This is a genomic window from Micrococcus sp. iso_229, assembly GCF_058072725.1.
In genome coordinates, this window is record NZ_CM176514.1 from 2,113,725 (window position 1) to 2,136,130 (window position 22,406).

General features: G+C 72.9%; 23 protein-coding genes. 14 read left to right on the forward strand and 9 right to left on the reverse strand.

Translation table 11 applies throughout. From position 1 onward, the window contains the following. Nucleotides 1–17 precede the first annotated feature (17 nt). Genes AC3RKA_RS09770 through AC3RKA_RS09780 form a run of 3 tightly spaced genes read right to left on the reverse strand, consistent with a single transcriptional unit; the run spans nucleotide 18 to nucleotide 2,943 of the window. Entirely contained in the window at nucleotides 18–698 is a 681-nt protein-coding gene (locus tag AC3RKA_RS09770) for an ABC transporter ATP-binding protein (RefSeq protein ID WP_336265137.1), read from the reverse strand. After that, on the reverse strand, nucleotides 695–1,963 hold the full coding sequence (locus tag AC3RKA_RS09775) for a hypothetical protein (protein ID WP_489727190.1): 1,269 nt from the start codon (nucleotides 1,961–1,963) through the stop codon (nucleotides 695–697). The genes AC3RKA_RS09770 and AC3RKA_RS09775 overlap by 4 nt, the downstream gene beginning before the upstream one ends. A 17-nt stretch (nucleotides 1,964–1,980) precedes the next feature. Next, nucleotides 1,981–2,943, reverse strand: coding sequence for a hypothetical protein (locus AC3RKA_RS09780; protein WP_336265135.1), 963 nt, complete (start codon nucleotides 2,941–2,943; stop codon nucleotides 1,981–1,983). Nucleotides 2,944–3,477: 534 nt separating this feature from the next. On the opposite strand from AC3RKA_RS09780, the gene AC3RKA_RS09785 reads away from it, so the two are divergent. Beyond that, entirely contained in the window at nucleotides 3,478–3,999 is a 522-nt protein-coding gene (locus tag AC3RKA_RS09785) for an HPP family protein (protein ID WP_049160579.1), read from the forward strand. Nucleotides 4,000–4,015: 16 nt separating this feature from the next. On the opposite strand, the gene AC3RKA_RS09790 is transcribed toward AC3RKA_RS09785, so the two are convergent. Together AC3RKA_RS09790 and AC3RKA_RS09795 are read right to left on the reverse strand one after the other, a co-directional pair. Continuing rightward, a complete protein-coding gene (locus AC3RKA_RS09790; protein ID WP_174232833.1) occupies nucleotides 4,016–5,146 on the reverse strand; it encodes a histidinol-phosphate transaminase in 1,131 nt (376 codons plus the stop codon). A 71-nt stretch (nucleotides 5,147–5,217) separates the two neighbouring features. Continuing rightward, nucleotides 5,218–5,946, reverse strand: a complete 729-nt coding sequence (locus AC3RKA_RS09795; RefSeq protein WP_002857870.1) for an IclR family transcriptional regulator — start codon at nucleotides 5,944–5,946, stop codon at nucleotides 5,218–5,220. Nucleotides 5,947–6,144: 198 nt separating this feature from the next. Here AC3RKA_RS09795 and AC3RKA_RS09800 point away from each other — a divergent pair, with 198 nt between their 5' ends. Further along, complete coding sequence (locus tag AC3RKA_RS09800) at nucleotides 6,145–8,058, forward strand: FAD-binding monooxygenase (RefSeq protein ID WP_185194505.1); 1,914 nt, start codon at nucleotides 6,145–6,147, stop codon at nucleotides 8,056–8,058. A 31-nt stretch (nucleotides 8,059–8,089) separates the two neighbouring features. On the opposite strand, the gene AC3RKA_RS09805 is transcribed toward AC3RKA_RS09800, so the two are convergent. After that, nucleotides 8,090–9,589 (reverse strand): hypothetical protein, encoded by a 1,500-nt coding sequence (locus AC3RKA_RS09805; protein ID WP_240008935.1) that lies wholly within the window; start codon nucleotides 9,587–9,589, stop codon nucleotides 8,090–8,092. Between the two features lie 29 nt (nucleotides 9,590–9,618). Further along, nucleotides 9,619–10,056, reverse strand: coding sequence for a hypothetical protein (locus AC3RKA_RS09810; protein ID WP_049159396.1), 438 nt, complete (start codon nucleotides 10,054–10,056; stop codon nucleotides 9,619–9,621). A gap of 259 nt (nucleotides 10,057–10,315) precedes the next feature. On the opposite strand from AC3RKA_RS09810, the gene paaA reads away from it, so the two are divergent. The 12 genes from paaA (at nucleotide 10,316) to AC3RKA_RS09870 (ending at nucleotide 20,733) form a co-directional block, all read left to right on the forward strand. Then, complete coding sequence (gene paaA, locus AC3RKA_RS09815; RefSeq protein ID WP_222958637.1) at nucleotides 10,316–11,323, forward strand: 1,2-phenylacetyl-CoA epoxidase subunit PaaA; 1,008 nt, start codon at nucleotides 10,316–10,318, stop codon at nucleotides 11,321–11,323. 3 nt (nucleotides 11,324–11,326) lie between these two features. Further along, complete coding sequence (gene paaB, locus AC3RKA_RS09820) at nucleotides 11,327–11,629, forward strand: 1,2-phenylacetyl-CoA epoxidase subunit PaaB (RefSeq protein ID WP_020624884.1); 303 nt, start codon at nucleotides 11,327–11,329, stop codon at nucleotides 11,627–11,629. Further along, nucleotides 11,626–12,459: a 1,2-phenylacetyl-CoA epoxidase subunit PaaC gene (gene paaC / locus AC3RKA_RS09825; RefSeq protein WP_002857862.1), complete on the forward strand. Its 834-nt coding sequence runs from the start codon at nucleotides 11,626–11,628 to the stop codon at nucleotides 12,457–12,459. Before paaB ends, paaC begins: the two co-directional genes overlap by 4 nt. Continuing rightward, nucleotides 12,456–12,965, forward strand: a complete 510-nt coding sequence (gene paaD / locus AC3RKA_RS09830; protein ID WP_060775444.1) for a 1,2-phenylacetyl-CoA epoxidase subunit PaaD — start codon at nucleotides 12,456–12,458, stop codon at nucleotides 12,963–12,965. The genes paaC and paaD overlap by 4 nt, the downstream gene beginning before the upstream one ends. Further along, nucleotides 12,965–14,134 (forward strand): 1,2-phenylacetyl-CoA epoxidase subunit PaaE, encoded by a 1,170-nt coding sequence (paaE, locus tag AC3RKA_RS09835; RefSeq protein ID WP_489727191.1) that lies wholly within the window; start codon nucleotides 12,965–12,967, stop codon nucleotides 14,132–14,134. Before paaD ends, paaE begins: the two co-directional genes overlap by 1 nt. Before the next feature lie 31 nt (nucleotides 14,135–14,165). Next, nucleotides 14,166–14,951: an enoyl-CoA hydratase/isomerase family protein gene (locus tag AC3RKA_RS09840; protein WP_489727192.1), complete on the forward strand. Its 786-nt coding sequence runs from the start codon at nucleotides 14,166–14,168 to the stop codon at nucleotides 14,949–14,951. Nucleotides 14,952–15,182: 231 nt separating this feature from the next. Next, nucleotides 15,183–16,541 carry an MFS transporter gene (locus AC3RKA_RS09845; protein ID WP_475464464.1) on the forward strand — a complete coding sequence of 453 codons (1,359 nt, stop codon included), beginning with the start codon at nucleotides 15,183–15,185 and terminating at the stop codon, nucleotides 16,539–16,541. 295 nt (nucleotides 16,542–16,836) lie between these two features. Next, the gene (locus AC3RKA_RS09850) at nucleotides 16,837–18,054 is read left to right on the forward strand and encodes a thiolase family protein (RefSeq protein WP_489727193.1); all 1,218 of its coding nucleotides are present in this window, start codon (nucleotides 16,837–16,839) and stop codon (nucleotides 18,052–18,054) included. Between the two features lie 4 nt (nucleotides 18,055–18,058). Next, nucleotides 18,059–18,844 (forward strand): enoyl-CoA hydratase/isomerase family protein, encoded by a 786-nt coding sequence (locus AC3RKA_RS09855; RefSeq protein ID WP_145032659.1) that lies wholly within the window; start codon nucleotides 18,059–18,061, stop codon nucleotides 18,842–18,844. Nucleotides 18,845–18,852: 8 nt separating this feature from the next. After that, nucleotides 18,853–19,740, forward strand: a complete 888-nt coding sequence (locus AC3RKA_RS09860) for a 3-hydroxyacyl-CoA dehydrogenase family protein (RefSeq protein ID WP_489727194.1) — start codon at nucleotides 18,853–18,855, stop codon at nucleotides 19,738–19,740. A 115-nt stretch (nucleotides 19,741–19,855) separates the two neighbouring features. Then, on the forward strand, nucleotides 19,856–20,239 hold the full coding sequence (locus tag AC3RKA_RS09865) for an MmcQ/YjbR family DNA-binding protein (protein WP_489727195.1): 384 nt from the start codon (nucleotides 19,856–19,858) through the stop codon (nucleotides 20,237–20,239). Next, entirely contained in the window at nucleotides 20,239–20,733 is a 495-nt protein-coding gene (locus AC3RKA_RS09870) for an SRPBCC family protein (RefSeq protein WP_489727196.1), read from the forward strand. The genes AC3RKA_RS09865 and AC3RKA_RS09870 overlap by 1 nt, the downstream gene beginning before the upstream one ends. 21 nt (nucleotides 20,734–20,754) lie before the next feature. Here AC3RKA_RS09870 and panD read toward each other — a convergent pair whose 3' ends face one another. Both panD and AC3RKA_RS09880 read right to left on the reverse strand, forming a co-directional pair. Then, nucleotides 20,755–21,192, reverse strand: coding sequence for an aspartate 1-decarboxylase (panD, locus tag AC3RKA_RS09875; RefSeq protein ID WP_489727197.1), 438 nt, complete (start codon nucleotides 21,190–21,192; stop codon nucleotides 20,755–20,757). 188 nt (nucleotides 21,193–21,380) lie between these two features. After that, a complete protein-coding gene (locus AC3RKA_RS09880; protein WP_489727198.1) occupies nucleotides 21,381–22,373 on the reverse strand; it encodes a DUF559 domain-containing protein in 993 nt (330 codons plus the stop codon). Nucleotides 22,374–22,406 lie beyond the last annotated feature (33 nt).

A 22,406-nucleotide genomic window follows, 5' to 3' on the forward strand; every position in this document is an offset into this window, starting at 1 on the left:
CGAGGGTGCGCGCCGCCTCAGTCCTGTGGGGCCAGCTCCCCGTCCACGAGGTGCCAGCGCCGATCGCAGGCGGCCGCCACCCTCGGGTCATGGGTCACGACCACCACGGCCCGCTCAGGCCCCACGGCTCCGCGCAGCAGGTCGACGACGTCCCGCGTCCTGTCCTGATCCAGCGCCCCCGTCGGTTCGTCCGCCAGGACCAGCGGCGGCTCGTTGATGAGAGCCCGGGCGACGGCCACCCGCTGCTTCTCCCCGCCGGAGAGCGTGCGGGCCCGGTGACCCGTGCGCATTCCCAACCCCACCCGCTCGAGGGCCTCCCCCGCGCGGCGTCGCTGCTCCCCACGCGGGACCCGGTCCGGGCCGTAGCGCAGGGGCAGCATCACGTTCTCCAGTGCGGTGGCGTGCTCCATGAGGGCGAAGTCCTGCAGGACGATGCCGCACCGCTGGTTCCGATACCGGTCCCCGCCCTGGCTCCACGGCTCCGGGAGAGGTTCGCCCCCGAGCAGGACGCGACCCGAGTCCGGGGAGTCCAGGCACGCGAGGATCCGCAACAGGGTGGATTTCCCGGACCCGGAGGGCCCGGTGACGGCGTGCATCTCACCGGCCGGAACCAGCAGAGAGGCCCCCCGGAGGACGGGCACCGCCTCCCCGCCGGAGAGGAACGTCTTGTCCACGTCGTGGACCTCGAGGAGGGTCATGCGGTCTCCTTGGTCGGCCGGTGGCGGCGGGGGCGGCGACCGAAGGTCGCCGCGAGTGCGCGCCAGGAGGACAGGGTGGCGACGGCGCCGATCGCCATGACGGCGATGAGCGCGGTGGACATCGGGCCGGGGGACGGCGGCCCCGGCAGGGCGGACGCGCCCGCGGTGAGACCGACGGCGGCCGGCAGGACCCACGCGAAGAGCACGGGAACGGTGATCCGCACCGCGGCCTGCCAGCGGGCGGCACCCACCATCGCGGCGATCCGCCAGGTGGGGGCGAGAGCCCGGGCGAGCACGCCGAGAACGCCGAACAGGGAGACGACGGCGCCGAGCACCGCCGCGCCGAACAGGACGAGCAGCGTGCGGGAGCTGGCGCTCAGAGACTGCAGGAGCGCGGAGGACTGCGGGGTCAAGGGCTCAGCGGTGACCACCAGAGCGTCCGTTTCGAGGGCTCGTCCTGCCGCATCCAGTGCCGGGACGGCATCCTGGCCCAGGACGATGGTGCGCAGCAGGAGGCCCTCCAGCGCGTCTGGCGGGTACAGGCTCGCCAGCATCGAGGTCGGGACGACCACCAGGACGGCTTCGTCCAGCGGAACCGATCCCATCATCGGATCCAGAGCGGTGGCGCCCGGCGCCAGCCGTCCGGTCACCGGGATCATCGCCTCCTGGAACTGCACACGCGTCGGCGGCGGCAGGACGCCCCCGACCGTGAGCGCGTACGGGTCCTTCGCCGAGGAGTCGCTGCCCAGCACCGCGTAGGGAGCGGCAGTGCCGCCGGCGTCGCGATGCGGGGACTGACCCGTCGGAGACATCGTCTCGTCGAGACCGGACCCGGCGAAGAAGTCCTCGGTCACCAGCAGGGCGCCGGGGAGGTCGTCGCCGAATCGGTCCCCGTAGGGGTCCATCGTGTACGCCGTCCGGTGCGGATCCGCCAGGAGTGCCAACAGCGCGGCCGTACGCCGACCGTCGTCGGCGGAGTCGGCCCTGGAGCCGGCAGAGAGGTCGGGCTCGGGCGGCTCCTGCTGCGGTTCGCCCGGGGCGTTGCCGCGCCCTTCCAGATCCCCTGGCCCCGCGAGATAGAAGCCCCGCAACGAGGCCGCACCGAGCTGCTCCCACCGCTGCAGGTGCCGATCGATCTCCTGCGCCTCGCTCGCCTGCTGGAAGGACAGTCCCAAGAGCGAGCACGAGGCGACCGCGTGGACGAAGGCGACCAGCACCAACGGCCAGAACCTCAGGGTGTCGCGCAGCCCGTCGCTCCAGGCCACGCCGAGACTCCGGAGGCTCACCGGGGCGCTCGCATCCAGAGGGAGACCACATGGGTCGCCGCCACGAGCACGGCATCACCCAGCAGCACGACCAGGATCACGCCACTTGCGACGAGCGGGGACGGTTCCGTGACCGCGCCGGTCAGCACCATCCCCTGCCACAGCGCGGCCGAGATCCCCGCAGCGCCGAGGAACGGCACCAGGCTCACCCTGGCGCGCGACACCGCGGCCCGAAGCGGGGGCACCCCCAGCAGGCGGAGGACTCGCAGTGCGGCGCGCTCCGTCGAACGCATGGTCAGGACCCAGAACGCCGTGACGCTGATCAGAGTGAGGCCGGTCAGCGTCGCGGTCACGCCGAGTACCGGCGACGTGATGGCCGCGTTCAGTGCCGAGGGCGCTGGAGTCGCCTCGGCTCCCAGCCCGGACGCTCGCAGGGTCTGGAGGAATCCCTCCAGATCACCGGGCTCGCCCACGAGGATGCCCACGTAGGAGGCGGAGTTGTCGAACGCCGGGGTCGGCTGGATCACCCCGTCTGCGGGGAGACCTCGCCAGTCCGCCGCGGAGGCGAGGGCCACCGGCCGACCGGCCAGTTCCCCGCTCCGAGCGGCCCGGTCGGCCAGAATGCTGCCCTCGCGCAGCAGAAACCCTCGCGCTGCCCGCAGAGATTCCAAGGTCGGTACGTCGACGCCCGCAAGACACGGGGCCGCGGGGCCGGCCAGATGGCGCACGCCGGGGTCCGCCCCGCTCGCCATCAGGGTGAGGTTCCGCCCGGTCGTGGCGGCCTCTGCCATGGTCCAGACCTCGCTGCCACCTCCGATGCCGACATCCCAGACGGCCGGCCCGCACTGCGCGGCTCCGAAGTACTGCCGATGGTGGACGGACAGGGAGCCCACGAGGCTCAGCGCCAGCCCGCACAGTGCCACGAGCAGCACGGCACGGGTGACGAGCAGCCCGAGCGTCCGCAGCCCCCTGCCCGTCACGGTCCGTTCCCACTGATGGGCTCGGACAGGGCCCCGTACTGCACCGTCGCCACAGCACCGACCGCAGCGGCTCCCCACGCCGCAGTCTTCCTGAGCAGGGCCACGATGGCCTCCTTGCTGTGTGGCACCCAGAGGATCCCCTGACCCTCTGTGATTCCTCCCACATCCCTGTGATTAGGGTAATCATCATTCCCCCCGACGGGGTGTCAAGGAGATTCCTCGGCGCATTCCGACCGCGCTCGAGGGCCTCGCCCGTGCCGTGCCGCTGGTCGTTCACGGCGCGGGGCGGCCTGCGGGCCGACGTCGTCGGTTGAGTTGTCACCGGTCGTAGGCCGCCGCACCCGGGATAAGTCAACCGGCGTTCCTCCGAGGCACGAGTGGCACGCCGAGGACGCCCTCGTGGCGCTGCGCCGCTGAGCGGCCGTCACAGTCCCGGCCTCTCCGCCCCCGGGCGCCCCCGGACCCCGCCCGCGGCCTACCCTGGAGGGGCCCGACCCGGGCCGCGACCGAGTCACGAGGAGATGAGACGAGCGCATGACCCGCCTGCCCGGTCTGCGTCGCCCGCGGTTCCTGGACCCGTGGCGTCGCCCGCTGGCCCCTCGTCTGCCCTGGCACGTGGTCCTCGCGGCCTCGATCGCGGGGGCACTGACCATCGCCACCCTCAGCCTCGGCGAGGACCTGGCCTCCGCGCCGCTGCTGGTGGGCGCCTTCGGCTCCTCCTGCGTGCTCGTGTTCCTCGTGCCGCACGGCCCGCACTCCCACCCCGCCAACGTGCTCGTGGGGCACGTGGTCTCGGCCGCATGCGGAATCGCCGTGGTCTCCGTGCTGCCCCTGGCCTGGTACTCGCTCGCGGCCGGCATGGGCCTGGCCATGGCCGTCATGGCCGGGCTCCGCGTGATCCACGCCCCCGCGGGCGCCACCGCGCTGACGGTCATGCTGAGCAACGCGGACTGGCACTACCTGGTCACCCCGGTGCTCGCCGGGGCGCTGGTCCTCACCGCGTGCGCGCTGCTGTACCGCCGCCTGATGTGGCGGGTGATCGGGCCGCCGGGGTGAGCCCACGCCGGCCCGCTCACGTCAGGAAGTCGCGCGCGACCTCGAGGAAGCGGTCGTTGGCCTCCTTCTCGCCGATGCTCACGCGCACGCCCTCGCCCGCGAACGCCCGGACGGACAGGGCCTGGGCCTGGGCGGCCTCGGCGAACGCCTGGGTGCGCTCGCCGAGCGGCAGCCACACGAAGTTGGCCTGCGAGGAGGGCAGGTCCCAGCCGGCCTCGGCCAGGGCGGCGGCGACGCGCTCGCGCTCGTCGACGACGATCTGCACGCGCTCGAGGACCTCGTCCAGGTGCTCGAGCGAGGCGATCGCGGCCTCCTCGGCCACCGTGGACACCGCGAACGGGGTGGCCACGGTGCGCAGGGCCTTCGTGATCTCCGGCTGCGAGACCGAGTAGCCCACGCGCAGGTTGGCGAGGCCGTGCGCCTTCGAGAAGGTGCGCAGCACGACGACGTTCGCGTGCTTGCGGTACATCTCCAGGCCCTTGACCGCGTCCTCGTCGCGGACGAACTCCACGTACGCCTCGTCGATGACCACGAGGATGTGCGCGGGCACGCGTGCCAGGAAGTCCTCGACCTCGGCGGTCGTGAGCACGGGGCCGGTCGGGTTGTTGGGGGTGCAGAGCAGGATCACGCGGGTCCGCTCCGTGATCGCCTCCAGCATGGCCGGCAGGTCGTGGCGGTGGTCCGCGGTGAGCGGCACCTGCACGTCCACGGCACCGGCGGTGCGGACCACGATCGGGTAGGCCTCGAAGGAGCGCCACGCGAAGATCACCTCGTCGCCCTCGCCGGCCTCGCCGTGGCCGGCGAAGGCGGTGACGACCTGGGCCAGGGCGCCGAGGGAGCCGGCACCCGTCACGACGTCGTCCGCCGGGACGTCCAGGTGCGCGGCCAGGGCCTGGCGCAGGCCGGTGGAGAGGGTGTCCGGGTAGCGGCAGAGGGTGCTGGGCGCGCCCTCGGGGCCGGTCACGACCTGACGCACCCGGTCGATCACGCCGGGCACGGGCGCGTAGGGGTTCTCGTTCGAGGAGAGCTTGTAGGGGTGCAGGCCCGGGACGGCGACCGGCGGCTTGCCGGCGGCGTACGGCGGCAGCATGCCGACCTTCTTGTGGGGCGCGACCACGGCGGGCGTCTGCTGTGCGTCATCAGTCATGGCCACCAGGGTAGTGCGGGCCGCGGACGCTGTGATCCGCCGCACGGGCCCCGGACGCGGCGCCCCGGGGTTCAGTCTGCGCCGAAGGCGACGGCGACGGCCCGGGCCGCCTCACCGAGCCGGTCCCCGAGGCGCACCGGGTCCTCCGGCCGCGTCGCGTAGACCACGGCGAGGGCGGCGGGCAGCTGGCCCGGGACCCGCAGCGGCACGGCCACCGAGGAGACGCCGGTGATGACCTCGTCGGAGCTGACGGCCCAGCCGCGCTCCCGCACGTCGTCGAGCTCGGGTCGCTCGGGCGGGGCCTCGCCGGGCAGCCGCGCCCACTCCTGTCCGGTCAGGGCGACGGCGATCGCCATCCCCGGCGCACCGACCCCGAGGGGGTGCCGGGTCCCCGGCCGCTGCGTGACGAGGTTGCCGCTGGGCGGCTCGGCCGTGGCCAGGGTGAGGCAGTGGGCCCCGTCCCACACCACCAGGAACGCGGTCATGCCCAGGTCCGTGGAGACGGCGGTCAGGTGCGGCATGGCCGCCGCGCGCAGATCCTGCTCCACCCGGCGGGCGAGGACGGCCAGGCCGGGGGCGGCGTGGACGCGGCCGAGGCCGTCGCGGCGCAGCAGGCCGTGGGCCTCGAAGGTGCGCAGCATGCGGTAGGCGACCGAGCGATGGACGCCCAGGCCGTCGGCGAGGTCGGCGATGGTGGGCGGCTCGGCCGCCTCCACGACGGTCTCGAGCAGGGTGAGCGCGCGGGAGAGCGTCTGGGAGGGTGCGCCCTCCCGGACCGGGCCGCCGTCGTGCTCTGCCATCCGTGCTCCTCGCCTCGCGTGCCGGACGTGACGCGCCCGGGGCGTGGTCGGCCCGCGCACCGGTTGTGAACCCGGTCACGTCCGCGTACAGTCTGGCACACATGTGTTCCCAGGGGGAACACCGTGTTCTCTGAGAGAACACGCCGTCGGGTGGCACGCGCGCCGCGCAGCGACATCCCCCGCAGCGAAAGGACCCCCATGCTCTTCCACCACCATGGCTATGTCTCCACGAACCCGCGCGTCCAGGTGGCGGCCGGCATCGGCCTGGACCGCCCCGCCGAGCTGCCGGACGAGATGGACGTGCTGATCGTCGGCTCCGGCCCGGCCGGCATGATCGCCGCCGCCCAGCTCGCGATGTTCCCGGACGTCCACACCCGCATCATCGAGCGCCGCCCCCACCGCCTCGAGATCGGCCAGGCGGACGGCATCCAGGCCCGCTCCGTGGAGACCTTCCAGGCCTTCGGCTTCGCGAGCGAGATCATCGACGAGGCCTTCGACCTGACCTCCATGGCGTTCTGGAACCCGGCCGAGGACGACGCGGACACGATCGTGCGCACCTCGCTGGCCGAGGACGACCCGGAGGGCGTCTCCGAGTTCCCGCACCTGATCGTGAACCAGGCCCGCATCCTGGACTGGTTCGCCGAATACATGAAGAACTCCCCCACCCGCGCGCGGCCGGACTACGGCTGGGCGTTCGAGACCCTCGAGGACACGAACGACGGCGAGCACCCCGTGCTCGTGACCCTGCGCCGCACCGTGGACGCCGAGGGCAACGCCCTCGAGGACCCCGCCTCGGGCCCGACCCGCCAGGTGCGCGCCAAGTACGTGGTGGGCGCGGATGGCGCGGGCTCTCGCGTCCGCAAGGCGATCGGCCACACCCTGACCGGCGACGCCGCGAACCACGCGTGGGGCGTCATGGACGCGCTGGCCGACACGGACTTCCCCGACATCCGCACCAAGTGCGCGATCCACTCGTCCAGCGGCTCGATCCTCCTGATCCCCCGCGAGGGCGGCCACCTGTTCCGCATGTACGTGGACCTCGGCGAGGTCCCGGCGGACGACGACCACAAGGTGCGCCAGACCCCGCTCGAGGAGATCATCCGCAGGGCCCAGCAGATCCTGCGCCCCTACACGCTGGACGTGAAGGAGGTCGCCTGGCATTCGGTGTACGAGGTGGGCCACCGCCTCACCTCGGGCTTCGACAACCGCGAGCGCGTGGCCCACCCCAACGTGTTCCTGCTCGGCGACGCCTGCCACACCCACTCCGCGAAGGCCGGCCAGGGCATGAACGTGTCCATGCAGGACGGCTGGAACCTCGGCTGGAAGCTGGGCCAGGTGCTCTCCGGGCTGGCCCCGGTCGAGCTCGTGCCGACCTACGCGGAGGAGCGCAAGGAGATCGCCAAGAACCTGATCGACTTCGACAAGGAGTGGTCGACGCTCATGGCCACGCCCACCTCCGAGCTGGGCGACCCGAACGAGGTGGCCGAGTTCTACACGAAGACCGCCGAGTTCCCGGCCGGCTTCATGACGGAGTACCAGCCCTCCCTCCTCACCACGGACGCCACCGGTCAGGCGCTGGCGCAGGGCTACCCCATCGGCAAGCGCTTCAAGTCGGCGCTGGTGGAGCGCTCGTGCGACACCAACGTCAAGCACCTGGGCCACCTGCACCGCGCGGACGGCCGCTGGCGCGTCTACGTGTTCGCCGACGCCGCCTCCCCGCGCGCCGAGGATTCGAAGGTCGCGGCGTGGGCGAAGGCGATCGATGAGGACCCGCGGTCCTTCCGCAACCGCCACACCCCGTCGGACGGGCCAGAGGACGCCCGCTTCGACATCAAGGTCGTGTACCAGCAGAAGCAGACCGAGTTCGCCCACCCGGACGTGCCGTCGATCTTCCGGCCGACCACCGGCTCCCTCGGCCTGCACGACCTGAACAACATCTTCGCCACGTGCCGGCCCCAGCACGGCGAGGACATCTTCGAGGCCCGCGGCATCAGCCGTGACGGTGCCGTCGTCGTGGTCCGCCCGGACCAGTACGTCTCCGGCGTCTTCGGCCTGGACGAGGTCGACCGCCTGAACACGTTCTTCGCGGGCGTGCTGCTCGACGCGAACTGAGCAGGCGGCGGGCACCCCGCCGCCGGGGCGCTCACCGGGATCCCGGGGGCAGGTGGTCCCGCTCCGGCGGCGTGCGGCGCAGGCGCACCGCCCGACTCGAGGCCACGGTGCCGACGGTCAGCCCGGCCAACGCGGCGGAGAGCCCGGCGACCTCCGCCCGGGCCGCGGGCTCGGCGGCCTCGAACTGCCGGATCAGGTCCACCTGGCCCTCGAAGTCGTGGGCGGCGTCCAGGTCGCCCTTCACCGCCAGCGGAGAGCCGGTCCGGAAGCCGCCCCCGGGCGCATCCCACCCGTGGCCGGCCGGATGGAAGACCACCTCGGCCCGGCGCGACGAGACGGGGGTGGGCGCCCCGTCCGCGGCGACGGCCAGGTCCCCGTCCGCGGAGAACTCCAGCACCGCGGCCCGCCCGGTCTCCACCGCGTTGCCGGACGGCGCCGCGATCGTCATGACGCCGGCCACGGGGTACACGGACGTGAAGTCCTCCCGGCCGGCCAGGTTCACGGCGTGCACCCCGCCCTGCGAATAGCCGGCCAGGACGAGCGGAGCGCCGTGCGGGACGCCGGCCGCCTCGAGCGCCGCCCGCACCGCCGGGGCCGTGACCTCGGACTCGGAGCCGAGGGCGTCCAGCAGTCCGCCGGCGTCCCACGGGTCGGTCGACTCGGGATCCGGGATCAGGCCGCCGCGGGTGCCCGGCAGGCCCACCACCCAGGCGCGGCTCCCGTTCTCCTGCACCACCTCCGTGACCGTGAGGTCCCCGTCCCCCTCCCCACGCGGGATGAGAGAGGCCAGCCCCGCGGCCGAGCCGTCCAGCCGGGCGGGCGCCGCCGGCCGGTCCTGCGGCGCCCCGTGCGGGGTCACCGCGCCCCGGGGCGCCGCGCCGGCGAGGGCCAGGGCGTCCGCCGCCACGGTCCACGCCTCGTCCGGGGAGACCCGCAGCGCCTCGGTGAGGTCCGACGCGGCGTCCGTCCCCTTCTTCGCCGCGGTGGAGACGGGCCGCTTCAGCACGTGCTTCTGCGCCCTCGTCAGCATCTTCACGTCGATCCGCGCCAGGGCCGCGAGCAGGGGGAACCCGGCGGCCGCGAGCGCGGCGGACACGATGGCCTCGGGCACCGCCTGGACGAGGTCCTGCACGAGCCGCTCCGCCTCGCGGGTGGTGAGGCCGTCATGGCCGTCCCGCCAGAGCAGGCCGGGCAGCTCCTCCAGGGAGGCGTCCTCGGCGGCCATGATGCCGGCCGCGGCGCGCTCGGCCTCCTCATAGCGGGCCGCCGCGGAGAGCAGGTCGCGGTGCAGCTCGGCGCACTGCTCCGACAGGCTCCGCACGCGACCGACCGCCTCCGCCAGCCGGTCCTGCAGCAGGGCGGCGGAGGCGAGCCACGTGGCCGACCGGCCCAGCCCGAAGGCGGCCGCGTCGACCTGCCACGAGGCTCCGGCCGCCTCTTCGGCGGCGTGCTCGTGCCGCCCGGCCACGACGCGCATCTCCTCGGCCTCCGCGTAGATCGAGCCCGGTCCGCCGTGCGTGCTGAAGGCCACCGCCCCCGGGCCAGCACCCCGCCCGCCGGTCATGCCGCCACCGCCAGCGAGCGCAGGACGGCCAGCGCCGTCTCCTCGGCCGCCCGCTGCCGGGCCTCCGCGTTCCGGCGCGCGTCCTCGGCGTCCCGCTCGGCGGTGGCCCGCAGGGCGAGCCACTCGCCGGCCTCCCGTTCGAGCTCCGCCGCCAGGGCCGCCGCCCGTCGCACGGCCTCCCCGTAGGCACCGGCGGCCTCCCCGCGCCATCCCGTCTGGATCGCGGAGCGCACGTCCGTGGCGGCGCTGACCAGCCCGCCCAGCGCCGCGCGCAGCTGCGTCTGGGCCACGGCGAGGTCGGCGAGGGCCTGCTCGGCGGCCTCCCGCTCGCGCCGGGCGGGGTCGGCCCACGCGACCAGGCGGGCGGCGTCGTCGTCGAGTCCGACGGCCCGCAGGGCCGTGGCGATCTGCTGAGGTCCGATGAGCGGTGGCATGCGGCCACCGTAGGGAGCGCCCGGGTCCCGCGACCGCGGCGCGGGACGATCCGGGGATGGGGGCCGCCGTCGGGACGCCTGTGCAGGAGCCAACCCTCCCGCACCGTCCCGATGGCCGCATCGCACCCGGGTCGCACCGGCTCCGGCGTGTTGACCGAGGTCACACCCTGGCCTATCCTGAACGAGCGGTCAGTAATTCGGTGCGCCCCGGTGCGCCCTGACCACGGAACCAGCCCGCACTCAGCGTGAGGTGATCCCCATGACGCAGACCAGCTCCCCCCAGCACCTGGCCTCCGTCCCGTCCCCCGAGGATGCGGCCGGCCAGGAGAACTTCGACCGTCTGATCGCGGAGGACTCGCGCATCGAGCCCCGCGACTGGATGCCCGAGGCGTACCGCAAGTCCCTGACCCGCCAGGTCTCCCAGCACGCGCACTCCGAGATCATCGGCATGCAGCCGGAGGCCAACTGGATCACCCGCGCCCCCTCCCTGAAGCGCAAGGCGATCCTCATGGCCAAGGTCCAGGACGAGGCCGGCCACGGCCTGTACCTGTACTCCGCCGCCGAGACCCTCGGCACGCCGCGGGACGAGCTGAACGAGCAGCTGCTCTCCGGCCGCGCGAAGTACTCCTCGATCTTCAACTACCCGGCTCGCACCTGGGCGGACATGGGCGCGATCGGCTGGCTCGTCGACGGCGCCGCGATCTGCAACCAGGTGCCGCTGTGCCGCGCCTCCTACGGCCCGTACGGCCGCGCGATGGTGCGCATCTGCAAGGAGGAGTCGTTCCACCAGCGCCAGGGCTGGGAGATCCTCTACGAGCTCTCGCACGGCACCCCGGAGCAGAAGCAGATGGCCCAGGACGCCGTGAACCGCTTCTACGGACCGGCCCTGCAGATGTTCGGCCCGCCGGACGAGGACTCCCCCAACTCCCGCCAGTCCATGGCGTGGAAGGTCAAGCGCTTCTCCAACGACGACCTGCGCCAGCGCTTCGTGGACATGATCGTCCCGCAGGCCGAGGCCCTCGGCCTCACCCTGCCGGACCCGGACCTGAAGTGGAACGAGGAGCGCGGCCACTACGACTTCGGCGAGCTGGACTGGGACGAGTTCATGTCCGTGATCAAGGGCGACGGCCCCATGAACACCCAGCGCATGGCCCGCCGCATCCAGGCCCACGAGGACGGCGCCTGGGTCCGCGAGGCCGCCGCCGCCTACGCCCGCCGCCAGGCCGAGCAGCACGCGCCGGCCGAGACCCACCTGATCGGAGCTTGACCCATGAGCGAGACCACCGCCGCCTCCCACGCCTGGCCCCTGTGGGAGGTCTTCGTCCGCGCCAACCGCGGCCTCTCCCACGTGCACGCCGGCTCGCTGCACGCTCCGGACGCCACCCTGGCGCTGCGCAACGCGCGTGACCTGTACACCCGCCGCAACGAGGGCACCTCCGTGTGGGTCGTCCCGGCCGAGGCCATCGCGGCCTCCGACCCGGACTCCAAGGGCGGCTTCTTCGAGTCCGCGCAGGGCAAGTCCTACCGTCACGCCACCTACTACCAGCAGTCCGAGGGGGTGCCGCACCTGTGAGCTTCGCGACCAACGACTCCGCCACGAGGCACTCCGCGGGCGTGGCCATCACGGCCGAGGAGATCGCGGCCGGCGAGCAGAAGGCGAGCGACGACGTCGCCCGCTACGCCCTCGCCCTCGGTGACGACGCCCTGATGCTCGGCCAGCGCCTGTCCTGGTGGATCTCGCGCGCCCCGGAGATCGAGGAGGACATCGCCCTGGGCAACATCGCCCTGGACCTCGTGGGCCACGCCCGCTTCCTGCTCTCCTACGCCGGCACGGCGTGGGGCAAGACCGAGGACGAGCTCGCGTACTTCCGCGACGAGGAGGAGTTCCGCTCCGTCCGCCTCGTGGAGGCCGAGAACGGCGACTTCGCCAAGACGATCGCCCGCCAGCTGTACTACTCGTTCTACTCGTACGAGCTGTACACCCGCCTGCGTGAGTCCACGGACCCCACGCTCGCCGCCATCGCGGACAAGGCCCTCAAGGAGGTCCTGTACCACCAGGACCACGCCGCCCTGTGGCTGCAGCGCCTGGGTCTGGGCACCGAGGAGTCGAAGCGCCGCATGCAGCGCGGCCTGGACGAGCTGTGGCCCTACGTGGCCGAGCTCTTCCACGACGACGACGTCGTCCGCGCCCTCGCCGAGCAGGGCGTCGCCGTGCTGCCGTCCTCGCTCGAGGAGCCGACGATGACCCGCATCCGCGCGGCCATCGAGGAGGCCGGCCTGACCGTGCCGACGACGGGCACCGCCCGCGGCGGCGACCGTTCCGGCGCCATGAGCGAGTACCGCGGGTACATCCTCGCGGAGATGCAGTCCCTGGCGCGCCGTCACCCGGGAGCGACCTGGTGACCACCGCCAGCGAGCTGCGCCCCGCCGATCCCGCCGGCGCGCGGGTCTGGGATGCGGCCTCCACCGTGCACGACCCGGAGATCCCCGTGCTGTCCATCGCGGACCTGGGGATCCTCCGGGAGGCACGGGTCGAGGGCGAGAGGGCCGTCGTCGTCATCACGCCCACCTATTCCGGCTGTCCCGCCATGGACACCATCACCACGGACGTCGCCCGCGCGCTCGGGCGCGCCGGGTTCCCCGACGCCGAGGTGCGCCTGGTGCTCCAGCCGGCCTGGACCACGGACTGGATGACGGACGAGGGCAAGGCCAAGCTCAACGAGTACGGCATCGCCCCGCCCGTCGCGCGCACCACGGACGGCCCGATCAGGATCGGCATGGCCGTGAAGTGCCCGCGCTGCCACTCCCTGAACACCCGCGAGATCACCCGCTTCGGCTCCACCTCCTGCAAGGCCCTTTACACCTGCCGGGAGTGCCTCGAGCCCTTCGACTACTTCAAGGTGCACTGATGACCGAGACCACCGACGCCCCCACCACCGGCAAGCGCCGCGCCACGTTCAACACCCTCGAGGTGTCCGAGCTGCGGCGTCTGACCGAGGACTCCGTGGAGGTCACCTTCGCGGTGCCCGAGGAGCTCGCCGACGACTACGACTACGTGCCGGGCCAGTACGTGGCCCTGCGCAAGGAGCTCGACGGCGCCGAGGTGCGCCGGTCCTACTCGATCTGCGCCGTCCCGAAGCGCGGCGAGATCCGCGTGGCCGTGAAGAAGGACATCGGCGGCACGTTCTCCACATGGGCCAACGAGAGCCTCGAGGTCGGCGAGAGGATCGACGTGATGAACCCGCAGGGCGCGTTCACGTCCCGCACGCACGTCACCTCCCTCAACGACGCCCAGAAGGTGGCGGCGGAGAAGGTCGCGGAGAAGAAGGACACGCACCTGGTGGCGTTCGCGGCCGGCTCGGGCATCACCCCGATCATGGCGATCGCCAAGGCCGTGCTCGGGGCCTCCGAGACCTCGCGCTTCGACCTGGTCTACGCGAACCGCTCCGCCATGGACGTGATGTTCGCCGAGGAGATCGGCGACCTCAAGGACAAGTACCCGGCCCGGTTCACGGTGCACCACGTGCTCTCCCGCGAGCAGCGCGTGTCCCCGCTGCTCTCCGGTCGCATCGACGAGGACAAGCTCACCACCCTCCTGGACCGCGTGATCGACGTGGAGGGCACCGACGAGTGGTTCCTCTGCGGTCCGTTCGAGCTCGTGCAGCTCACCCGTGAGACGCTCGCCGCCCGCGGCGTGTCCGAGGACGACGTGCGCTTCGAGCTGTTCACCACCGGCCGCCCGGAGAACCCGCAGGGCCACTCCGGCCGCGTGGTGGAGGTGGACCCGAAGGGCGACAACGTGACCATCGAGTTCAACCTCGACGGCCTCACCGCCAAGGTCGAGTCCCCCACATCGGCCCACGAGACCGTGCTCAACGCGGCGCTGCGCGTCCGCTCGGACGTGCCCTTCGCGTGCGCCGGCGGCGTGTGCGGCACCTGCCGCGCCAAGGTCGTCGACGGCGCCTACGAGATGGCCGAGAACTACGCGCTCGAGAAGGACGAGGTGGAGAAGGGCTACGTGCTCACGTGCCAGACCCGCCCGACCTCCGACTCGATCACGCTGGACTTCGACGCCTGAGCGCCCGCCCACGAGACCGAAGGAGCCCCCGATGATCGAGATCACCGTCGAGAACGGCGTCGCCGAGATCGTGCTGGACGCCCCCCAGAGGATGAACGCCCTGGACGAGGCCGCGCTGGCCGAGCTCCAGGCCGCCTACGAGCGGGCCGCCGCCGGCGTCGAGTCCGGCGAGGTCCGGGCCGTGCTGCTGCGCGGCGAGGGTCGCGGCTTCTGCGCGGGCCGCGACATCTCCGCCGTGGTCCCGGCCGAGGACGACGCCACCGCCTACCTGCGGGACAGGGTCACCCCGGTGCTGCGGACCATGTCCGAGATCCCGGTGCCCACCTTCGCCGCGGTGCAGGGCGCCTGCCTGGGCGTGGGCCTGGGCCTCGCGATCGCCACGGACGTGGTGTACGTGGCCGAGGACGCGAAGATCGGCTCGCCGTTCGCGAACCTCGGGGCCACCCTGGACTCGGGCGGCCACTGGCTGTTCACCGAGCGCCTGGGCGCGCACCGCACCCTGGACCTGATCTACACGGCCGAGCTCCTCTCGGGCGCCGAGGCCGTCCAGGCCGGGCTGTTCTCCCGGGCCCTGCCCGCGGACGAGCTGCTCGAGTTCACCCGCGCGAAGGTCGCCCAGGTGGCCTCCGGCGCGACCCTCGCGTTCCGCGCGTCGAAGGAGCTCGTGGCCCAGGTCCGCGACCACCGCGTGGGCCTGTGGGAGTCCCTCGACGCGGAGAACATCGCCCAGGGCGAGCTCTGCGGCACCGCGGACTACGCCGAGGGCTTCCAGGCCTTCCAGGAGAAGCGGAAGCCGGAGTTCACCGGCCGCGGCTGAGCCGCCGCACCCCGCCACCGACGACGGCGCCGCACCCTTCGCACGAGGGGCGCGGCGCCGTCGTCGTCCCGGCCCGGCCGCGTCACATTCCCGTCATCAGCCCGGATCGTGGCGTGAGTCACAGAGGATCGTATACGGTGACGGGTGTCACTTCCCGACCGATCGGTCGGGAACCATACCGTCCCGCCGCCGTCTCACGGCCGGCCGCTTCCCCGCATCCCAGGAGCACCCATGAGCCACACCGTCGCATCCCCCGCGGCGCCCGTCCCCGCGCGCGACCGCCGCGAGGAGCGCAAGGTCATCGCCGGCACCGTCGTCGGCACCACCATCGAGTGGTACGACTTCTTCATCTTCGCCCAGGCCACCGCGCTCGTCTTCGCCGCCCTCTTCTTCCAGCCGATGGGCGAGAGCGGCTCCCAGATCGCCGCGTGGGCCACCCTCGGCATCTCCTTCCTCATCCGCCCGCTTGGCGCGATCGTCGCCGGCCATCTCGGTGACCGCTTCGGCCGCAAGTTCGTCCTGTCCCTCACGCTGATCGGCATGGGCCTGGCCACCACCCTCATCGGCCTGCTGCCCACCTACGCCCAGATCGGTGTGTGGGCCCCGATCCTGCTCGTCGCACTGCGCCTGCTGCAGGGCCTGTCCGCGGGCGGCGAGTGGGGCGGCGCGGCGCTGCTGTCCGTGGAGCACGCCCCCCACGGCAAGCGCGGCCTGTTCGGCTCCGCCCCGCAGATCGGCGTGCCGCTGGGCATGATCCTGGCCACCGGCGTGCTGTTCATCGTGCGCTCCACCATGTCCGAGGAGCAGTTCCTCACCTGGGGCTGGCGCATCCCGTTCCTGATCTCCGTGGTGCTGATCGTCGTCGGCTACCTGATCCGCAAGGCCGTCGAGGAGTCCCCGGTCTTCAAGGAGATGCAGCAGCTCAAGGTGGACGAGTCCGCCCCGCTGGGCGAGCTCTTCCGGCACCACACCAAGGAGGTCATCCTCGCCGCCGTGATCTTCGCCGCGAACAACGGCGTCGGCTACCTGCTCATCGCGTGGTTCTCGAAGTACGGCGGTCCGAAGGGTCTGGGCATGACCTCCTCCGAGGTGCTCATCGCGAGCCTCGTCGGCGGCGTCGGCTGGTTCATCTTCACCCTGCTCGGCGGCTGGGTCTCGGACAAGATCGGCCGCAAGCTGACCTTCGTCCTCGGCTACGGGTTCCTGATCGTCTGGGCCTTCCCGCTGTTCGGCCTGCTGAACACCGCGTCTCTGCCGCTGTTCTCGCTGGGCCTGTTCGTCCTGACCCTCGGCCTGGGTCCGTCCTACGGCCCGCAGTCGGCGATGTACGCCGAGATGTTCCCGGCCCGCGTCCGCTTCTCCGGCGTCTCCATCGGCTACGCGCTCGGCACCATCATCGGCGGCGCCTTCGCCCCGCTGCTCGCCGACCAGCTCGTGAAGACCGGCTGGGAGAACGTGGCCTGGTACATCATCGTGATCTCCGCGATCTCGCTCATCGCCGTCCTGTTCGTCCCCAAGGGCATCCAGGACCGCGAGCTGCACGACGAGCAGGTCGTCGCCACCCGCTCGAACCCGGTGGTGCCGGCCTGATCCGGGACGCCTGACGGGTTTCACCCGCCCCCACCCCGCGACGACGGCGCGTCCTCCTCCGGAAGGGCGCGCCGTCGTCGTGCGCGGCCGGACCGTCGCCGAAGCCCGCAGACACGCCGCTACCTCAGAGACGAAACGGCGCGTCTGCGGGCCTTGGCGCGGGCTCGCCCGCCCCTGTCCCGTCACGCCCGCCCCCGCAGTTGACCCCCGTCACACCGGCCCGGGATACTGAACCTGAACGCACGGTCGGTAATTCGCCGCGCCCGCCCCGTCGTCGGTCACTCAAGGAGTCTCCATGTCCGCACAGTCCCAGGCCCTGCTCGTCGGCGGTCGCCGCACGCCCGTCGGCAAGTACGGCGGCGCCCTCTCCTCCGTCCGCCCCGACGACCTCGCCGCCCTGACCATCAAGGCCGTGATCGAGGACGCCGGCATCGACCCGTCGGTCGTGGACGACGTCATCCTCGGCAACGCCAACGGCGCCGGCGAGGAGAACCGCAACGTCGCCCGCATGGCCTGGCTGCTGGCCGGCTTCCCGGACACCGTCCCGGGCATCACCGTGAACCGTCTCTGCGCGTCCGGCATGTCCGCGATCGGCATCGCCACCGCGATGGTGCGCTCCGGGATGGCCGACGTCGTCGTGGCCGGCGGCGTGGAGTCGATGTCCCGCGCCCCCTGGGTGATGGAGAAGCCGACGACGGCGTTCGCCAAGCCCGGCGCGGCCTTCGACACCGCGATCGGCTGGCGCTTCGTGAACCCGCGCTTCGCGGACGGCGAGTTCGGGGAGAAGTTCACCTTCTCCATGCCGGAGACCGCCGAGGAGGTCGGCGAGGTGGACGGCATCACCCGCGAGGACGCCGACGCCTTCGCCGCCCGCTCGCACGAGCGTGCGCTGGCCGCCATCGAGGCCGGCCGCTTCGCGGACGAGATCGTGCCCGTCGTCGTCACGGGCCGCAAGGGCACCGAGACGGTCGTGGACACGGACGAGGGCCCCCGCCCCGGCTCCACCCCCGAGGTGCTCGCCGGCCTGCGCCCGATCATCAAGAAGGACGGCGTGGTCACCGCCGGCAACTCCTCCTCCCTCAACGACGGCGCCTCGGCGATCCTCGTCGTCTCCGAGCGGGCCGCGCAGAAGCACGGCCTGACCCCCCGGGCCCGCGTCGTCGAGTCCACCTCGGCGGGCCTGGCCCCCGAGATCATGGGTCTGGGCCCCGTCCCGGCCACCGAGAAGGCCCTCGAGCGCTCCGGCTGGTCCGTGGCGGACCTGGGCGCCGTCGAGCTCAACGAGGCCTTCGCCACCCAGTCCCTGGCCTCGATGCGGCGCCTCGGCCTGGACCCGGAGACCGTCAACGCCGACGGCGGCGCGATCGCCCTGGGCCATCCGCTGGGCTCCTCGGGGTCGCGTCTCGTGGTCACGCTGCTCGGTCGGATGGAGCGCGAGGGCGCGGACAGGGGCCTGGCCACGATGTGCGTGGGTGTGGGCCAGGGCTCCGCGATGCTCGTCGAGAGGGTCTGAGCAGATGACCGACTTCAGCCACTTCTCGGCGCTGCGCGTCGAGGAGCGCGAGGACCGTGTCCACGCGCGCATGGACCGCCCGGGCGTGCGCAACGCGATCGACCAGACCATGGTCGACGAGTTCCATGAGCTCTGCGCCCATCTCGAACGCGAGCCGAAGATCCTGATCATCTCGGGCACGCAGGTGGAGTCCAAGCGCGAGCCGGGGACGTTCTCCGGCATCTTCGCCTCCGGCGCGGACATCGGACAGCTGCGCGAGCGCCGTCGCGACGACGCCCTGCGCGGCGTGAACTCGCAGGTCTTCGACCGCATCCACCGGCTGCCCATGCCCGTGATCGCGGCGATCGACGGCTTCGCCCTCGGCGGCGGCGCGGAACTGGCCTACGCGGCCGACTTCCGCATCGCCACCCCGGCGCTGAAGATGGGCCAGCCCGAGACGAGTCTGGGGATCACCGCCGCTGCGGGCGCCCAGTGGCGGCTCAAGGAGCTGGTGGGTGAGCCGGTGGCCCTCGAGCTGCTGCTCGCCGGGCGGATCCTGGACGCGCAGGAGGCCCTGGAGCTCAAGCTCGTCACCGAGCTGCACGAGCCGGACGCCCTGCTCGACGCCGCCGACGCCCTCGCCGACCGCATCGCGCAGCAGGACCCGCTGGCGGTGCGGCTGTCCAAGCGCGTCTTCCACCTCCCTCGCGAGGCCCACCCCCACGTGGACGAGATCGCGCAGGCCATCCTGTTCGAGTCCGAGGCCAAGTTCGAGCGCATGCAGGCGTTCCTGGACCGCAAGAAGAAGTGAGGACTGACATGACCGATCTCCAGCACACCCCTGATGCCGCTCCGTCCTCCGTGCCCGCCGTCGTCGGCGTCCTCGGCGGCGGCCGGATGGGTGGCGGCATCGCCCACGCGTTCCTCGTCTCCGGCTCGTCCGAGGTGGTCGTGGTCGAACGCGACCCGCAGTCGGCCGAGGCGGCCAAGGAACGCATCGAGGCCGACCTCGCAGCCTCCCTCGAGCGCGGCAAGATCGACGGCGACCTGGACGAGTGGGCGCAGCGCCTGACCGTCACCGTGGACCGCGCCGACTTCGCCCGCTGCGACCTCGTGGTCGAGGCCGTGTTCGAGGACATGCAGGTGAAGATCGAGGCGCTCACCGACGTCGAGGCCCACCTGCGCGAGGACGCCTGGCTGGCCAGCAACACCTCCTCCCTGTCCATCGACGAGATCGCCACGCACCTGCAGCGCCCCGAGCGCTTCTGCGGCCTGCACTACTTCAATCCGGTGCCCGCCTCGAAGCTCGTGGAGGTCGTGATCGGCGAGCAGACCGGTGCGGAGCTCCAGGCCCTGTCCACCGAGTGGGTCCGCGGGCTCGGCAAGACCCCCGTCGTCGTCAAGGACGCCCCGGGCTTCGCCTCGTCCCGCCTGGGCGTGGCGATCGCGCTCGAGGCCATCCGCATGGTCGAGGAGGGCGTGGCCTCCCCCGAGGACATCGACGCCGCCATGGTGCTGGGCTACAAGTTCCCGGTCGGCCCACTGGCCCTGACCGACATCGTGGGCCTGGACGTGCGCCTGGGCATCGCGGAGTACCTCGAGTCCCAGCTGGGCGAGCGCTTCGCCCCGCCGCAGCTCATGCGGGACATGGTGGCCCGCGGCGAGCTCGGCCGGAAGTCCGGCAAGGGCTTCTTCGACTACCGCTGAGCCCCCGGGGCAGGCGCTTTCGAACGGGAGACAGGGCCTATCTCCCGTTCGAAAGCGCCCATTCCCCCGACATCACGTTCGAAAGTGCGGGGCCGGCGCGGCTAGCGTGACGGGCATGGACGAGCCCACGCTGCTGCGCATCGCCCGCGACCGCGCCCTCGAGCTGCCGGGCAGCGCCGCGTCGCACCCCTTCGGTCCGGACACCGAGGTCGCGAAGGTGCTGGGGAAGCTGTTCGTGGTGTTCATCGACCACGACGGGCGCCGCCTCGTGAACGTCAAGGCCCGCCCGGAGGACGGCGCCCAGCTGCGCGCGGCCCTGCCCGCGGCGATCACGCCCGGCTATCACATGGACAAGCGGCACTGGCTCAGCCTGGCCGCGCACCCGGACCTCGACGAGCAGCTCGTCCGGGACCTCGTCACGGAGTCGTACCTGCTGGTCGTCGCGAAGCTCCCCCGCGCCCGGCGCCCCGTGGACCCCGAGACCTTCGGCCGGGCCTGATGTCGGCCGACCGCCCCTTCCGCTTCACCCACCGCTGGGCCGTCCCCGCGGACGCCCGGTCCGTGCTGGCCCTGCTCGCCGACCCGGCCGGCTACCCACATTGGTGGCCGGCCGTCCCGCGCGCCCGCCACCTGGGCCCCGACCGCGCCGCCGTCCGGCTGCGCGGGTTCGTGCCGGTGCGCCTGACGATGGAGCGTCTCATCGACGACCGCGCCCGCGGCCTTCTGCTCGCCCACCTGAGCGGAGACCTGACGGGCACCGTACGGGTCACCGTCCACGTCGACGGCGCCCCGGCCGGACACGCGCCGCGCTGCATCGTGGCGTGGGAGCAGGAGGTGGTGCTGACCTCGCCGTGGATGCGCGCCGTGGCCCGCGTGCCGGGCGCCCGCACCGCGATGGGCCTCAGCCATGCGGCCGCGATGCGCTCCGCGCGTCGGGCGCTCGGGGCGAAGGCGGTGCCGACCGCTGATCCCGCTCGAACGGCTCGTCCATGACGGACCGGCGCCCCGGCCGGCTCAGAGCTCGGCCTGGGCCTCGTTCCACTCGCGGGACAGCGGCGGGCGGGAGAGGCCGTCGAGGAGGCCGTCGGCGGGGTCGACACCGAGCTCCACGATCCTGTTGTCCGCGTCCACGTGGACGACCTGGGGCTGGAAGTTGCGCGCCTCGTCGTCGTCCATCTGCCCGTAGGCGATGAGGATGACGATGTCCCCCGGATGCACCAGGTGGGCGGCGGCGCCGTTGATGCCGAGCACGCCGGAGCCCCGCTCGCCCGCGATGGTGTAGGTCTCCAGTCGCGCGCCGTTGGTGACGTCCACGATGGACACGAGCTCGCCGGGGAGGATGTCCGCGGCGTCCAGCAGGTCCTGGTCCACGGTCACGGAGCCCACGTAGTGCAGGTCCGCCTGGGTCACGGTGGCCCGGTGGATCTTGGCGTGGAACATGGTGCGCAGCATGCGGCAGAACTCTCCGGATGAGGGGGGGGTGGGGCGGGTCCGAGGGGACCGGTGCTCGATTCTACGCCGGTCCGGAGACGAGGGGCAGGGGGTCGACGCCGGCCCGAGGGCTCCGCCCCTCTCGCCGAAGCCCGCAGACACGCCGCTACGGCCAGGACGTAGCGGCGCGTCTGCGGGCCTGGGCGGGGTCAGATCCACGACGGCGGCACTCGGCCCGGCGGGGTCCGCGCGGCCACCAGGCCCCGCAGCTGCCGCACGAAGAGCTCCCAGTGCCCCGGCCGGAACACGTCGGCGGTCACCCGGATCACCTCCCAGCCCTCCGCGCGCAGGGCCGCGTCCCGCTCGCGGTCCTCACGCCACTGCCGGCGATCCGTGCGGTGCTGATCGCCGTCGTACTCGACCGCCACCTTGGCCTCCGCCCACACCAGATCGACGCGGAGCCGCTGTCCCGTGGCGAGGCGGACGCACGGGTTCACCGCGGGCTCGGGGACGCCGTCCAGGACGAGCCGCGCGCGCAGCCGGCTCTCCTGCGGCGAGTCGGCCCCGGGGCGCACGAGCTCCAGCGCCTCCCGGGCCGCACGGATCCCGCGCACCCGCCCGCGTTCCTCGACGGCGGCGCGCAGCTCGGCCACGTCCGTCACCCCGGGAGGCAGTCGCCGGCGGCGGGCCTCCGTCGGGGCGGTCCGCACCATGCTGTCCCCGAGCGCGACGAGATGCTCGAGCGGCCCCGCCTGCGCGGCGAGGTCCACGAAGATCCACCCCGGCGCGGTGACGCGCACCCCGTCCACGATCCGCACCGGTGCGTCGGCGCGGAGGCGGTGTGAGCGGATCCCGGCCCGGCGCGACGCGGTGCCGTGGCCGCGCGGGGTCGCGATGTGCACGGACCGGTCGGCGGCGAGCGGCCCGGTCAGCCACAGGCCGAGCACCCGAGCGGCTGTGACGTGGCTGAACACGCCCTCGGGGTGCAGATCCTGCAGCGCCCGCACATGGTCCATGGGGTCCGGTTCGACGCCGCGCAGGCCCCAGAGCCCCCAGCCGAGGGAGACCACGTCCCCGCGCCGCAGCCGGGCCGCACTCACGCCCGCCTCGCGCGCGGCCGGAGTCGAGAACACGGTCGGCGCACGGAGGAGGCCGTCCAGTCCGCAGCGCATCGGAGGCAGGGGCGCGGGCGAGCGAGGCATGCGCCGAGCGTGCCCGATCCGGGCGCGCCGCCG

Coding starts and splice junctions, on each gene's coding strand:
- AC3RKA_RS09770 (WP_336265137.1), bottom strand. CDS start 698: ATGACCCTCCTCGAGGTCCACGACGTGGACAAGACGTTCCTCTCCGGC.
- AC3RKA_RS09785 (WP_049160579.1), top strand. CDS start 3,478: ATGACCCGCCTGCCCGGTCTGCGTCGCCCGCGGTTCCTGGACCCGTGG.
- AC3RKA_RS09790 (WP_174232833.1), bottom strand. CDS start 5,146: ATGACTGATGACGCACAGCAGACGCCCGCCGTGGTCGCGCCCCACAAG.
- AC3RKA_RS09795 (WP_002857870.1), bottom strand. CDS start 5,946: ATGGCAGAGCACGACGGCGGCCCGGTCCGGGAGGGCGCACCCTCCCAG.
- AC3RKA_RS09800 (WP_185194505.1), top strand. CDS start 6,145: ATGCTCTTCCACCACCATGGCTATGTCTCCACGAACCCGCGCGTCCAG.
- AC3RKA_RS09810 (WP_049159396.1), bottom strand. CDS start 10,056: ATGCCACCGCTCATCGGACCTCAGCAGATCGCCACGGCCCTGCGGGCC.
- paaA (WP_222958637.1), top strand. CDS start 10,316: ATGACGCAGACCAGCTCCCCCCAGCACCTGGCCTCCGTCCCGTCCCCC.
- paaB (WP_020624884.1), top strand. CDS start 11,327: ATGAGCGAGACCACCGCCGCCTCCCACGCCTGGCCCCTGTGGGAGGTC.
- paaE (WP_489727191.1), top strand. CDS start 12,965: ATGACCGAGACCACCGACGCCCCCACCACCGGCAAGCGCCGCGCCACG.
- AC3RKA_RS09840 (WP_489727192.1), top strand. CDS start 14,166: ATGATCGAGATCACCGTCGAGAACGGCGTCGCCGAGATCGTGCTGGAC.
- AC3RKA_RS09845 (WP_475464464.1), top strand. CDS start 15,183: ATGAGCCACACCGTCGCATCCCCCGCGGCGCCCGTCCCCGCGCGCGAC.
- AC3RKA_RS09850 (WP_489727193.1), top strand. CDS start 16,837: ATGTCCGCACAGTCCCAGGCCCTGCTCGTCGGCGGTCGCCGCACGCCC.
- AC3RKA_RS09855 (WP_145032659.1), top strand. CDS start 18,059: ATGACCGACTTCAGCCACTTCTCGGCGCTGCGCGTCGAGGAGCGCGAG.
- AC3RKA_RS09860 (WP_489727194.1), top strand. CDS start 18,853: ATGACCGATCTCCAGCACACCCCTGATGCCGCTCCGTCCTCCGTGCCC.
- AC3RKA_RS09865 (WP_489727195.1), top strand. CDS start 19,856: ATGGACGAGCCCACGCTGCTGCGCATCGCCCGCGACCGCGCCCTCGAG.
- AC3RKA_RS09870 (WP_489727196.1), top strand. CDS start 20,239: ATGTCGGCCGACCGCCCCTTCCGCTTCACCCACCGCTGGGCCGTCCCC.
- panD (WP_489727197.1), bottom strand. CDS start 21,192: ATGCTGCGCACCATGTTCCACGCCAAGATCCACCGGGCCACCGTGACC.
- AC3RKA_RS09880 (WP_489727198.1), bottom strand. CDS start 22,373: ATGCCTCGCTCGCCCGCGCCCCTGCCTCCGATGCGCTGCGGACTGGAC.